This is a genomic window from Shewanella surugensis, from assembly GCF_023284005.1.
Taxonomy (GTDB): domain Bacteria; phylum Pseudomonadota; class Gammaproteobacteria; order Enterobacterales; family Shewanellaceae; genus Shewanella; species Shewanella surugensis.
In genome coordinates this window covers 23,328-38,180 of sequence record NZ_JAKIKS010000050.1, presented here as the reverse complement: position 1 = coordinate 38,180, position 14,853 = coordinate 23,328, and the positions used below count along the sequence as shown (strand labels likewise).

6 protein-coding genes are annotated in these 14,853 nt (G+C 43.3%); 5 read left to right on the top strand and 1 reads right to left on the bottom strand.

Translation table 11 applies throughout. The features are described 5' to 3' along the window. The first annotated feature begins 2,334 nt into the window (after window positions 1-2,334). The 4 genes from hrpA to L2764_RS27760 all read left to right on the top strand — a co-directional run bounded on the left by hrpA (window position 2,335) and on the right by L2764_RS27760 (window position 11,179). Entirely contained in the window at window positions 2,335-6,297 is a 3,963-nt protein-coding gene (gene hrpA / locus L2764_RS13660; RefSeq protein WP_248940810.1) for an ATP-dependent RNA helicase HrpA, read from the top strand. A gap of 154 nt (window positions 6,298-6,451) precedes the next feature. Further along, window positions 6,452-7,807: an acyclic terpene utilization AtuA family protein gene (locus L2764_RS13655; protein WP_248940805.1), complete on the top strand. Its 1,356-nt coding sequence runs from the start codon at window positions 6,452-6,454 to the stop codon at window positions 7,805-7,807. Continuing rightward, complete coding sequence (locus L2764_RS13650) at window positions 7,807-8,124, top strand: DUF4387 domain-containing protein (protein ID WP_248940804.1); 318 nt, start codon at window positions 7,807-7,809, stop codon at window positions 8,122-8,124. The genes L2764_RS13655 and L2764_RS13650 overlap by 1 nt, the downstream gene beginning before the upstream one ends. Before the next feature lie 832 nt (window positions 8,125-8,956). Then, the gene (locus tag L2764_RS27760; RefSeq protein ID WP_283107006.1) at window positions 8,957-11,179 is read left to right on the top strand and encodes a M4 family metallopeptidase; all 2,223 of its coding nucleotides are present in this window, start codon (window positions 8,957-8,959) and stop codon (window positions 11,177-11,179) included. A 180-nt stretch (window positions 11,180-11,359) separates the two neighbouring features. Here the strand turns inward: L2764_RS27760 and fadE are convergent, their stop codons facing one another. Next, window positions 11,360-13,807, bottom strand: a complete 2,448-nt coding sequence (gene fadE / locus L2764_RS13630; RefSeq protein WP_248940803.1) for an acyl-CoA dehydrogenase FadE — start codon at window positions 13,805-13,807, stop codon at window positions 11,360-11,362. Between the two features lie 248 nt (window positions 13,808-14,055). On the opposite strand from fadE, the gene L2764_RS13625 reads away from it, so the two are divergent. After that, window positions 14,056-14,850, top strand: a complete 795-nt coding sequence (locus L2764_RS13625; protein WP_248940802.1) for a class II glutamine amidotransferase — start codon at window positions 14,056-14,058, stop codon at window positions 14,848-14,850. Window positions 14,851-14,853: the final 3 nt, after the last annotated feature.

Sequence of the window (14,853 nt, the reverse complement as noted above, 5' to 3'; positions counted from 1 at the left end):
TTTGTTACATTGTCAGACTCGCTTCTTTATTCAGAGTCATAGGGTCATCTGGTGATACAGATGGTTCACTCATAAGCGGTGAACAGCGCTTCATACGACCTCACGTCGCACTACCATAATAATGATTGTATGCCACGCGGGTTTGGTGTTCGAGGAAAAAGGGCTGTGAACGCCTTGAAACGAAAAGTTATCTTAGCAAAATTAGTCCAAAAAGCACATGCTAAAAAGTGGTGAATGTCACCACTTTGCACTTTTTAAGACAAAAGGGGGTCAAGGTGCTAAAACAAACGATCTAATATAGTATTTAGCTAATATCTAATTTGTTCACTTTTAAAGTAGCTTGATACGTAGCATTAGGATATTACCGCGTTCCTGTAAAAATTGTGCCACTCAAACCGACTACTTAAGTTTTTAATTTTTCAGATCCACCATAGAAGCAGCTGAAATAATTCAATAAAGAATTGCGTGATTGAGACAGGCAGTGTCTTAACATCCATGTTATTACTGCATTTGTGAATCCATTCACATCAGAGTCGAAGATAGCCTTAGGTGAACCACGGACGGTGAATATGAGGCGATAGGTATTTTTGTATATCGAAAATTGAAGTGCATTGCTCCGTTGGGCGTCATGGTGGATGTTGGAGGGCGAAGGTAATAACAATGACCGCTTTGAGCGAGAGACATGGCCGTTCCTTCGCATCCATGCAATCACGGCATTCATAAGTCCCTTTATATCGCCGTTCCTTAGCATCCCTGTCACCACGGCATTCATAATCTGACCGATAAGGATATTGGAAATGCCTTATTGCTGTCTGGAACAACAAAGGCCCTATATTTCGATGTCGAACTGGCCTTTAGATAGGGATATCGTTAAGGACGAGCAGTCCTCCTTGCCCCACTCTTTATTACAAGAAGGAGTGGGAACTCACGATCTTTCTTTGGATAAATCCCATTACAAATCAATTGTTACTATTGCTAACCTCAATCGAAGCAACACACTGGCTTTTGCCTTTGCTTTTCTCTTGTTTTTAAAATCCCGTGTAGATGTAATAACGAACTTCTAAAACAAGGATGTTTTGGAGTCGCGGAGCTTACAGGGCCAATTATGTTCCCGACATAATTTGGCATTCCCTGCTATCCATGCAGATCAGATAGTTGCAGTGTGTCACTGGCAGATATAAACCCTCCCAAATCGAAGAGATCCACTCGCTTTTGTTGCTTTTTCTCTACCATCCAGTGCAAGTGAACTAGAGGGCTTCGATTTCAAGGATGAAATCGCAGAGCGCGCAAGGACGGGTCTACAGCGTCCCGATAGTGACTTGCACAAAACCCCGCTGGAGGCGTTAAGTATCTATGAAGCCAACTCCTCAAACACTCTGAACCAATAGCAGATAAATCCAAACAAAAATGTCATCAGCTTTCATTTGAAGGCGTACCGACTCTGGGGCGGCAAAGGCCTATTGATTTTAAAATAAGCAAGAGGGAATTGCTGTTGATCCCCTTTGGCCCATTCTTTATTACAAGAAGGAATGGGAATTCACTACCCATAATGAAGCGAAGCTTTATATTCAGGATCCAGTGTGAGTGGGAACTCACAACCTTTTTTTGCACAACCCCCACCACAAACCAACTACCAAACCAATAACCTAAAATCGAAGCAACAAACTGCTTTCAAACCCAGTGTGAATACAAAAATAACCATCGGAAACACGGATGTTTCCGTCTGAGCCTATAGAGCCAATTATGTTCCCGACATTTTAAGGCATTCCCTGCTGTCCATGCAGATTAGAAGTGCTTCACAACGATATCCCTATCTAAAAGCCAGCTTAGTATCCCTACCTCGCGCTCGTAAGCTTGAAATGATATTTCACTTACCGAGTTATTTTTGTATTCGCACAAAAGCCTGCCGCAGGCAATTGATATAATAAAATGACCCACTCAAAAAACACTAGCCAATACCGAAAGGGCTAAACGCTAGTTTATGATCCCCCGCGTGAATGGGAATTTACGATCCACCATTAAGCGAAGCTTAATTTCTGTTCCTCTATTATCAAAGGAGTCAGAATGAATATTCAGGATCCTTCACCCCCCTTGTGACTACCAAACACTTTGATTTCTTGTTAAAATCACCGCCTTTGATTTTGGCTATGGACTTTTGACTTGAATTCGCACTCTGATCCACATTCAGGCCCTTATACGGACACACACTCTGAATCGCATTCTGACACCGCTGCTGACATTTCCTCAAAGCAGGTTTTGGATAAGCCAGCAGACTCCGCTTCGGCTGCTCATTCTGATCGACAATCAGTGTCTGATCCTGTCGTTGGAGCCAGTGTGCAGACAAAAGAGCCGCATCCGTTGTCAGCGGCGTTTTTAAAGACGTGTTATCAAGCCGATGTGGCCCGTATCAAAAAGCGCTTGTTTCGGTTAAATAAACATTCAAACCCTAAGCACTCAAAGACTCAAAAAAGTCATGACCTTAAGCCTAATACTCAGCCTAAGTCAGCGAAAGAGCATGCCGAACATAATGCCGAGCTTGAAAAGCTCGCCGCCCAAGCCATCAAGGCCAGAGCCAAAGTCGAGCAACGGTTAGCCAATCGTCCCAAGATTGAGTACCCCGAAAATCTGCCGATTTCGCAAAAGCGCGCAGACATTGCCGCCGCGATTGCGGCCAATCAGGTGGTGATTATTGCGGGGGAGACGGGCTCGGGTAAAACCACTCAGTTACCCAAAATTTGCCTTGAGTTAGGCTTAGGCACGCGAGGGTTAATTGGTCATACGCAGCCAAGGCGTTTAGCGGCGCGCAGCGTGGCGTCTCGTATTGCCGATGAAATGAACACGCCTTTAGGTGACGCCGTGGGCTTTAAAGTCCGCTTTGCCGATGCCATTAAGCCAGAGTCGTATATCAAACTGATGACCGACGGTATTTTATTGGCGGAGCTGACGCACGATAAACTGCTGGATCAATACGATGCCATCATCATCGATGAGGCCCATGAACGTAGTTTAAACATTGATTTTATTTTAGGTTATTTAAAAAATGTGTTAAAAAAACGTCCCGATCTGAAAGTGATTGTCACCTCGGCCACCATTGATGTGGCGCGCTTCTCGGCTCACTTTAATGATGCGCCTGTGATTGAAGTCTCGGGGCGTACCTTTCCTGTGGAGACCCGTTATCGTCCTCTGTTGTCTGACAATGATACCGATGTCGATATGATGGACGGTATTTTTGCGGCCACCGATGAGCTGATCGATGAAGGTTTAGGCGATATTTTGATTTTCTTAAGCGGCGAGCGAGAAATTCGCGATGTGGCTGAGCAGCTCAATAAACGCCAATATCGTGATACCGAAGTCTTGCCCTTGTATGCCAGATTATCGTATGGCGAGCAGTCAAAAGTGTTTAATGCGCATGTGGGGCGGCGCATTGTGTTGGCGACCAACGTAGCCGAGACCTCGCTTACGGTCCCTGGGATCCGTTATGTGATTGATCCCGGTATGGCGCGTATTAGCCGCTATAGCTACCGCACTAAAGTGCAGCGTTTACCCATAGAGCCGATTTCACAGGCCAGTGCCAATCAAAGGCAAGGGCGCTGTGGCCGTGTGGCGGCGGGGATCTGTATTCGTTTGTACAGTGAGGATGACTTTACGGGTCGGCCTGAATTTACCGATCCTGAAATTTTGCGCACCAATTTAGCCTCGGTTATTTTAAAAATGTTGGCCATTGGTTTAGGCGATATCGAGCGTTTTCCGTTTATTCAAGCGCCGGATCCACGTTATATTCGCGATGGTTTTTTACTGCTGGAAGAACTTGAAGCAGTAGAGGAAAACAGAGAATCGCTGATGTTAAGCCCCTTGGGTAAACAGCTGGCGCATATTCCCGTGGATCCACGCTTGGCCCGTATGGTGATTGAGGCTAATAAAAATGGCTGCTTGCATGAAGTGCTGGTGATCGCCTCGGCCTTGTCTATTCAAGATCCCCGCGAGCGGCCTATCGATAAACAACAAGCCGCAGATCAAGCCCATCAACGATTTACCAATAGCGACTCGGACTTTATTTCTTGGCTCAATCTTTGGGATTTTGTGAAACAGAGTCAGCAGAGTTTCACGGCTAATCAGTTTAGAAAGCAGTGTAAAAAAGAGTTTCTGGCTTATATGCGCGTCAGAGAATGGCAAGATCTCTATGCCCAGCTGCGCCAAGCGACGCATGATCTGAAGTGGAAGCTGAATACCGCGAGTGAGGAGATTAATTACGAGCTATTACATCGCTCATTGCTGACTGGCTTACTCAGTCATATTGGCTTTAAAGACAAAGACAGAGAGTATTTAGGTGCCCGTAACCGTAAGTTTTTTGTCTTTCCGGGATCGCCACTGGCCAAAAAAGGCCCTAAATGGCTGATGGCGGCGGAGCTCACTGAAACATCGCGTTTATTTGCCCGCTGCTGCGCCAAAATTCAGCCAGAGTGGATTGAGCCATTAGCACAGCACTTGGTGAAGAAAAACTATCTCGAGCCGCATTTTGAAGCCAAGCAAGCCAGTGTGGTCGCGTTTGAGAATCAGGTGCTGTTTGGATTGATGATTGTTAACCGTCGTAAGACCCAATATGGACCGATCGATCCCGTTGAGGCGCGCGATATTTTCATTCGCAGTGCGTTGGCTGAAGGACAGCTAAAGACCAAAGAAGCCTTCTTTGTTAAAAACCAGCAACTGTTGAATGACATTGAGTCATTGGAGCATAAGTCGCGTCGACGCGATATTTTGGTGGATGAGCAAGTGCTGGTGGACTTTTATCAACAAAAAATCCCTGATGGTATTTATAACGGACCGTTGTTTTTACGCTGGTGGAAAAAACATCAGCAACAAGCGCCAGATTTTCTGAATTTTGAACGTGATAGCTTAATGCAGCGCGGCGACACTCATGTGTCGGCACTGGACTTTCCCGATCGTTGGCAAAAAGGCAATTTGGGTTTAATGGTCAGTTATCATTTTGAACCTTCGGCTATCGATGATGGCGTGTCGGTGCATATTCCTGTGGCGTTGATCAACCAAGTGGATGAAGCCGGTTTTGATTGGCTGGTGCCGGGACTGCGTGAAGAAAAAGTGGTGGCGCTCATTCGCGCTTTACCCAAACCCTTAAGGCGTAATTTTGTGCCTGCACCGGATTATGCCAGTGCGTGTGTACAAGCCATGATGCCTTTTGAGTTGCCGTTGATTGATGCCATGTGTAAGCAGCTACTGCGCATGAGTGGGGTGCGCATTGCCCCAATAGACTTTGATATTAGCCAATTAACGGCACATTTACAGGTCAACTTTAAAGTGGAGGGCAATAAAGGCCAGCTCTTGGCTCAAAGCCGGGATTTACTCAGCTTAAAAGACAGTATGCAAGGTCAAGTCTCTCAGGCCATTAGGCAAGTGGCGGATGCGGACATTGAGCAAGATTCGCTTACCACATGGTCTTTTGGTGATTTACCCAAGCAGTATCAGCAAAACAAAGGCAACTTTGAGGTCAAAGCCTTTCCGGCCTTAGTGGCGAAAGTGGCCAATAAAACCAGTGTTGCTATCAAATTATTTGATGATGAGCATGAAGCTGAGCGAGAGCATAGTCTTGGGCTGAAGACATTATTGCTGCTGAATATTCCTTCACCAGTGAAGTATTTACAAAAGAGTTTGCCGAATAAAGCCAAGCTGGCGATGTATTTTAATCCGTTTGGGCAAGTACAAGTCTTGATCGATGATATTTTATCGGCAGCGGTGCAGCGATTATTAGATGAGAAAAATCTGAGTGTGCGTGATGAAGCGAGCTTTGAGGCAGCGAAAGACTGGGTGCGACAAGAGCTTAATCCTACGACGGAGAAAATTGCTCTCGATGTCGAAGCCATTTTAACCTTGTACCAAAAGGTTAAAAAACGCCTTAAAGGCAAGATCAGTCTAGATATCGCTTTTGCGATGAGTGATATTCATGCCCAATTAGATAAGCTGGTCTTTAAAGGCTTTGTAGAAAGTAGCGGTTGGCAACGTCTAGCCGATATTTTGCGTTATCTGAAAGCCATTGATAACCGTTTGGATAAGTTACCTGTGGATCCCAACCGCGATCGGTTACACATGCACAGCATTAGCAAGGTGCAAGCGATCCTCGATGCTCAACTCGCTAAATTGCCCAAGAATATGCCTGTCCCTGAGGTGTTAGTCGAGGCGAGGTGGATGATAGAAGAATATCGTGTGTCTTGTTTTGCACAAGTGTTAGGCACGGCTTATCCGATTTCTGAAAAACGCATCTTAAATAAAATTGCTGAAAGCTGAGAAGGGTTCACTCAAGGCATATTCGCTTAAAGTGTGAGTCGTAGCCAAGGCTGTTATTCACGCTTACTTTTTTATCTTTATTTTTCGTCGTTATTGTCGATTTCGTGTGTACTTGTTCTATTCTTTAAAAGACATTTCCTTACTGTAAAACGCAATGATGCCTCAACAATTAACCGTGTTATCTCCTACCGCCATTTTAGGTTATGGCTTTCCTTTATCGTCGTTTAAGCGCGCGATGGCAATGAGCCCTGATGTGATTTCAGTAGATGCAGGCTCTGTTGACCCAGGTCCTTTTTATTTAGGCTCAGGTAAATCCTTTACCGATAGAGCGGCGGTGAAGCGTGATTTATGGCATATGCTGGACGCCGGAATAAAGGCCAGTATTCCAGTTATTGTTGGCTCAAGTGGCGGTTCTGGTGCTAAAGCGCACGTAGATTGGACACTTGATATCGTACAAGAATTGTTAGTTGAGCTTGATATATCGATTAAAATTGGCGTGATCAGTGCCGATATTGACAAATCGACCGTAATTAGTGCCATCAAGGGCAATAAGGTCACGCCGCTGGCAGGACTGGGGCCATTAACGGCGGCGGATGTAGAAGCATCGACTGCGATCGTGGCGCAAATGGGAGTGGAGCCTTTTATTGAGGCATTAGAGGCGGGTTGTCAGCTCATTCTGGCGGGACGGGCTTATGATCCTGCGGTGTTTGCCGCTTTGCCGATTAAACTTGGCTTTGATGCGGGACTCGCGATTCACATGGGAAAGATTTTGGAATGTGCCGCGATTGCTGCTGAGCCGGGATCGGGCGCCGATTGCGTCGTTGGGATCATTGATCAACAGGGTTTTACTTTAGTGCCTTGCAGTGATGACAGACTATTTACCGTTGACTCGGTAGCTGCCCACACCTTGTATGAGAAATCCAATCCTTATCTATTACCGGGTCCAGGAGGCTATTTGGATTTAACGGATGTGTGTTTTAGGCCGTTAGATAATGGGCGGGTGCGTGTGAGCGGGAGCCGTTTTGTCACAGATGATATTTATCGTGTCAAACTCGAAGGGGCCTATTTACAAGGTTATCGAACGGTGAGTATCGCGGGTATTCGCGATCCGATTATGATTAAGCAAATTGACAGTATCATTGAGACGATTAAAGACAAAATGTCTGTTCGAATGAAAGAAGATAATATTGATGGGTTTATTGAGTTTCATGTGTACGGTAACAATGGGGTCATGGGCAAGCAAGAACCTGTTACACAGAGTCAGGCTCATGAGTTAGGCATTGTTATCGAAGTGGTGGCGGATGAGCAATCAGTTGCTGACAGTATTTGCAGTTTAACCCGTTCGACTTTATTGCACTTTGGTTATCCCAATCGTATTGCGACTGCGGGTAACTTGGCTTTTCCATTCTCACCATCCGATTTCAGTGCCGGTGCTGTGTATGCCTTTTCAATGTATCATTTAATCGACATGGGTGATGAGCGTTTATTCAACATCGAGGTGATAGGCTAATGAAAAAGACATTAACGGAGTTAGCAAAGGTGATCCGCTCTAAAAATTGCAGTCCCTTTGAGTTAACTCTGGATATTATTTTTACAGACAGAAATGACTATGAAAAAGTAAAAGAAACCCAGCAGTTTAATAAAGAGGTTATTGCTAGATTATACAGTATTAAGGTTGATGAAGTTAAATCTATTATTTATTTTTCCCCCGCCAAAGCTATTAAGATTGTCCTTAACCGAACTCAACCTTCAGGCTGCAAAGGTGATAAAGATGTTTATGGCGCACAGCAGCACGCACCTTTATTAAATCTGTTTATCAACCTTTGAGTATTGCTAGTGTGTATTGAGGATTGTTTTATAAATTAACTTTAATGCTTGTATAGATTACTCTGTATTATATTGTTTAATGTTTATTTCAATGCCATTTTATATGTTCGACATTATTATATTAGCGTTGGGCTAACTATGATGAGTTTGTTTTTCTGTAAACTTTTAATTTTATGATGATAATGTCTGTTTTTATTATCGATTACTCAATGACTTGTAGTCATAAAGCATTAGCTCTTCATAATGAGTTATCCATGGTTAGGCTAATATTCCAACATCTTTATTTTTTAGCTTAATGGTTTTTTCTGGATTTTATTATTATATTTCAAACTATTATTGTTTTCCCTTATAGTTGCGGAATACTTTGTTTTTAACAAGTTACTAGTTTATATATGTTTATGCTTTATTAGTAAAAGTTAATGCTTTATGTTTGACAAGTCTTTTCTCTGTACTAGCCTTAGATCGCAATGTGAGAATAAATTATATTTCAATGAGTTTTATTGTGTTTTTTCTCACAAAATTAATGTGTTTTTTATGATAAAGGATTAACGGTTGAGCTAATAAAATTTATAGTACTCGATAATGTCATAGGTGTTTTAGTTTTGGTGTTTTTTATGATTGTAAATATAAAGCGAATAAACAGTTTTTATAAATATGGTTGTTGGGTCCAGTTTTAAACTGTGATTTTAAAATAGAAGTATTATAAGAGTAAAAGTGAAAGCATTATATTTCTCTTGTAAAAGTATCGAGCTGTTTTATGTGGCTTAATATTCATTTATGTATTGATATAGTCGTTAATCATTCACTTTTATAATATAATAAGGATATTTAAATGTTTAAAAAAAGTATTATATCTTGTGCCATATTAGGTCTCTTTTCGATATTACCTCAAAGTACGTTAGCAGCAGAGACCATTGACTTAAGAAATGCCCAAACGGCTTATTTACACCTTAACGCCAATAAGAGCGATTTGAGTAGTGTGCTAAATCTCACCAATAATGACAGCTTAGAACTCATTAAGCAGCATACGACCTCGGCAAACTTGACTCATAGTCGATATCGCCAACGGCATTTAGGATTACCGGTATGGGGTCATCATGTGCTTGTTACAACGGATGAAAGCCAGCAAGTGGTTGCATTGCATGGTACGTTGCTCACGGGAATAGAAAAAGAGCTGACGGCTCATCACGTGCAAACCAATAAAATGCATGCTAAACAAGCTTTAGTCACGCAGAAGCAAGCGCTAAAAGCCTCGAATCCAGACGTTAAAAGTTGGGTGTTCGAAAATGTCGTTAGTGAAAAAGTCATTTATTTAAATGAAAGAAATCAAGCTAAGCTGGCTATTTTTGTGTCATTTTTTGCCGATTCGGTCACTGGAGGACATCCCACTCGCCCGACTTACCTGATTGATGCGACCACAGGCGACATGATAGCAACCTATGATGGTTTAGCCTTTGCGGATGGCACTGGGCCTGGTGGTAATGCAAAAGTGGGTCAATATCATTATGGTACCGATTTTCCGACACTTGATATCATTGATGTGGATGGCACGACCTGCCAAATGGAAAATACCAATGTGAAAACCGTGGATTTAAATCATGGCACATCGGGAAGCAATGTGTTTGAGTTTGGTTGCTATGAAAATACCAAGAAAGAGATTAATGGCGCTTACTCTCCGCTGAATGATGCCCATTTCTTTGGCGGGGTAGTCTTTGACATGTTTGAAGATTGGTATCAAACGGCACCACTGACTTTTCAGCTCACCATGCGGGTGCATTATTCTAATAACTATGAAAATGCGTTTTGGAACGGCTCTTCGATGACCTTTGGTGATGGTCGAAATACCTTTTATCCATTAACGTCTCTGGATGTATCTGCTCATGAAGTGAGCCATGGGGTAACAGAGCAAAATTCTGATTTAGAATACGATAAGCAACCCGGCGGGATTAATGAATCATTTTCAGATATTTCAGGTGATGCCGCTGAGTTTTACATGAAAGGCAGCAATGACTTTATGGTGGGGGCGGATATTTTTAAAGCCGCGAGTGGCGCATTACGTTATTTTGCGGATCCTACATTAGATGGACGCTCGATTGGCCATGTTGATGATTATTATGATGGGCTAGATGTGCATTATTCTAGTGGGGTGTTTAATCGTGCTTTTTATAATCTAGCGACGACAGCGGGCTGGGATACACATACCGCCTTTGATATTTGGGTGAAAGCTAATTTAGATTATTGGGGACCGTTGACGAATTTCCAACAAGGCGCTGAAGGTATTTTAGATGCGGCGATGGAGCTGAAACAAACCAATCCTAATTTCGATTATCCTGCTGCAGATATTCGCGATGCCTTTGCCGTAGTGGGGATTGATTTGGTGATCCCTGATGAGCCAGTGGCTGATTTTTCATTTAGTAAACAGTTCTTAACAGTGAACTTTACTGATTTGAGTAGCAGTCCTAATGGTAGCATTAGTACTTGGGAATGGGATTTTGGTGAAGGAGGTCACTCTACTGCTCAAAATCCTGTGTATACCTATGCGGGTGCAGGCTCTTATCAAGTGAGCTTAATGGTTACTGATGTAGACGATCGTTCTCATTTGGTCACACAAACAGTGAATGTGGCTTCCACGCCTGAATATTGTGCAGCAGCAGGTGGCTCTAATAGTTATGAGTGGGTAAGTGGTGTGAGTGTGGGCAGCTTTAGTCATAGCTCTGGTGCCAGTGGTTACTCTGACCATACCGATCAAGTGATCGATATGGTCAAAGGCACTGGATACTCTATGGTGCTAACATCTGGATACTCAGGTGCATCATACACAGAAAGGTGGTTTGTTTGGGTTGATTTAAACCAAGATGGTGATTTTGATGATGCGGATGAGCAGCTCTTTACAGCAAGCGTATCGAATGCGGCATCGGGTACACTAACGCTACCTGCAACGGCCATGTCAGGTCAAACTGTGATGAGAGTGGCAATGCAATGGAATTCATCGGTATCAGCCTGTGAAAACTTTAGCTGGGGTGAAGTGGAAGATTATACTATTAATGTTCAATAAGTCATGTGCAGTAATGTATGGTCGAGAGTGGCTTGAGCCAAATACAAGTCACATAATAGGTTGATTTAAAGTATAACTAATCTGTTAGGCAATAAAAAAGGAGACTCGATTAGAGTCTCCTTTTTTGATATCGGCTAAAGACGGGTACGCGCTATAGTCGCTTTGTGTGCGCGTGTGCTTCTAAGCGGCTTGTTCGTGCTTTTTTTCTATAATGATTTGAGCTTGTAATTCTTCGGCTGAGAAATCATCGACATTGATAGACTTCATGCGGCCAATTTCCGCTCTTTCCAGTAAGCTTACTTCATCATCTGTTAAGACTCCAAGGGCTTTACCTTCGGCTGCGATTTTATCTAGCCACATGAAAGGTAAACGTTTGTTAGCGGCTTTACAGACTTTGTCAAAGACGGGCTCTGCAGCGAGTAAATCTTTAAAGGTGGCCTCTTGAATGCCGACCGGATTATTCTCGTGAGCTTCAAAATATTGGCCATCCCCTAAACGATCACGGCTAGCACAAGGTGTTTGCATAATGGCAGCGACTTTGTGGTCGAGTACATCACTTGGACGTGTTAGTGGACGACCAAATGGGAAAATCACCGGACGTAAGACTCGGCCTAATCCCATGGGGAAGTTATCTAATAACTCATCAAGTGAGGTTTGTAACTTATGCAATGAATCTTCTACCGCCCAGTGGACAAGCGGTAAATCTTCTGTTTGACGTCCATCATCTTCATAACGTTTCAGCGTTGCTGATGTTAAGTATAACTGACTCAGTAAATCACCTAAGCGTGCCGAAATACGTTCTTTACGCTTTAAGTCGCCGCCTAATGTGGCCATCGCCAAATCAGACAGTAAGGCTAAGTTTGCACTAAAACGGTTCATATGCTGATAGTAACGTTTTGTGTTATCAGAATAAGGAGAGTTAGAGAAGCGACTCGATGTTAAGCCTAACCAAACACTACGTACAAAGTTACTGGCGGCAAAGCCAATGTGACCAAAGATGGCAGCATCAAAGTCAGTTAAGCCTTTACTGGCATCGGGATCAAATGCTGATTCCATTTCGGTCAATACATAAGGGTGACAACGAATGGCACCTTGACCATAAATGATCATCGAACGGGTCAGGATATTGGCGCCTTCGACCGTAATCGCGATCGGTGCGGCTTGATAACCTCGGCCAAGATAGTTATTGGGGCCAAGACAAACCCCTTTACCACCATGAATATCCATTGCATCAATAACACTTTTTTGCATTCTATCGGTTAAATGACATTTAACGATAGCCGTTACCACGGAAGGCTTTTCACCTAAATCGATACCGGTAGTGGTCAATGATGCGACGGCATCCATTAGATAAGCATTACCGCCAATACGGGCCATTGGCTCTTCAATGCCTTCAAGCTTGCCGATTGGTAATTTAAATTGGCGGCGAATACGCGCATAAGCACCAGTTGCTAGCGCGACTGTTTTAACCCCACCTGCAGAGTTTGAAGGCAGCGTAATACCGCGGCCAACCGATAAACATTCAACCAGCATACGCCAGCCTTGACCAGCCATTTCAGGACCACCAATGATGAAGCTTAAAGGAACAAAAACGCCTTCGCCTTGCGTGGGACCATTTTGGAACATACAGTTCAGTGGGAAATGACGGCGGCCAGTAATGACGCCTTTTAGTGCGGTTGGGATTAAGGCACAAGTGATGCCTAATTCTGTTTTATCACCCAATAAACCATCAGGATCCTTAAGCTTAAAGGCTAAACCGAGTACGGTCGCAACGGGAGCCAAGGTAATGTAGCGCTTGTTCCAAGTCAGTTTCATACCTAAAATTTCTTCGCCTTCCCACTGACCTTTACAGACAATACCAAAATCGGGTATTGCGCCTGCATCGCTGCCGGCTTCTGGGCTAGTTAGGGCAAAACAAGGGACTTCGAGTCCTTTGGCAAGGCGAGGTAAATAATGATCTTGTTGGGCGGTGGTACCGTAATGCTGTAGTAATTCGCCAGGACCGAGTGAATTGGGCACGCCGACTGTGGAGGCGAGTTCGCTGCTCACGCCAGCCAGTTTTTGCAATACACGTGATTGTGCATAAGCAGAAAATTCTAACCCACCGTATTTCTTTTTAATGATCATGGCGAAAAAGCCATTATCTTTTAAAAACTGCCAAACATCTTGGGGTAAATCGGCAAGTTGATGAGAGACTTGATGTTGATTGACCATTGTACAAACTTCGACAACAGGTCCATCAATAAAAGCCTTCTCTTCAACGGATAAGGTGGGTTTAGGATAATTGTGAAGTTTCTTCCAACTGGGGTTACCTGCAAAAAGATCGGCTTCCCACCAAGTAGTTCCTGCTTCAATCGCTTCTTTTTCAGTCGACGACATCTCAGGCATGATCCCGCGATACACCTTTAACAATGGACGGGTAATAAAGTTTTTACGAAAAGAGGTGAGGTTAAGCGGTAAAGCCAACACTAAAAAAACAATCCAAGCAATGGGATTGATAATATCAAGTATTGATCCTGCCACCATAATAATGGCGGCACTAAGTGTAGCAGTAAGCAAAGATACTCTTAAGTAGGTTAATGTACCTAACACTAAGATCATCGCTATAATCCAAAGTAGCGTATTCACTGTCTTTCTCCTTCAAAGTGTGACCTTAAATCATCGAAAATGGTCACTAATATTTACGGGTATCTAGGCCTTAATCATTTCGTGGTCTGACCTGTGTATTATGAAATTTAAACCGAAGCGAAAAGTAATACAAGCTTTTTTAAACATTTGTTTGAATATTTATTGTTTTTTAATTATTTAATCTGGCTTCAGAACTGAGTAAAATAGCTTAGAATAGGGTTTATAGTGTCTAAAGTAGGTGAAATAAAATGTGTGAGCTGCTGGCCATGAGTGCGAATGTGCCGACTGATATCGTGTTTAGTTTTACAGGGTTGGCGGAAAGAGGGGGGGTGACAGGTCCCCATATCGATGGGTGGGGGATCACCTTTTATGAAGGCAAGGGGAGTCGTTCTTTTAAAGATGCCTGCCCAAGCAGTGAGTCCCATATTGCCACCATGATTAAATCGTTTCCAATTAAAAGTGAATTGGTGATCAGTCATATTAGGCAGGCTAATCGTGGCGGGGTGGCGCTAGAGAATACCCATCCTTTTATGCGGGAACTATGGGGGAAGTATTGGACTTATGCTCATAATGGGCAACTGAGTGGCTATGAGGATAAATTAACATCCTTATGTTTTTTACCGGTGGGAGATACTGACAGTGAGCAAGCTTTTTGCTGGATTTTAGATAAAGTGCTGGAAAAGTTTGGCTATAAAGCCCCCGAAGATCTGCAGTCAGTTTATCGCTATATTGCTCAACTTGCTGATCAAATTAGGCAGTTTGGGGTGTTTAATATGATTTTAAGTGATGGTGAGTTTTTAATGAACTATTGTTCCAATAACTTGTGTTATATCACGCGAAAAGCCCCTTTTGGTAAGGCTAAGCTTATCGATACCGATGTCGTCGTGGATTTTGATAAAGAAACCACCCCCAATGATATTGTGACCGTCATTGCAACGCGGCCGTTAACGCATAATGAGCAGTGGAATATTCTCAAACCGGGTCAATGGACACTCTTTAGAAAAGGTGAAGTGGTGATTAATCATTTAGAAAAGACTGATTAATCA

Bases quoted from the DNA above. Each gene is read 5' to 3' on its own strand.
- L2764_RS13625 (WP_248940802.1), top strand. From the start codon at position 14,056: ATGTGTGAGCTGCTGGCCATGAGTGCGAATGTGCCGACTGATATCGTG.
- L2764_RS13655 (WP_248940805.1), top strand. From the start codon at position 6,452: ATGATGCCTCAACAATTAACCGTGTTATCTCCTACCGCCATTTTAGGT.
- L2764_RS27760 (WP_283107006.1), top strand. From the start codon at position 8,957: ATGTTTAAAAAAAGTATTATATCTTGTGCCATATTAGGTCTCTTTTCG.
- L2764_RS13650 (WP_248940804.1), top strand. From the start codon at position 7,807: ATGAAAAAGACATTAACGGAGTTAGCAAAGGTGATCCGCTCTAAAAAT.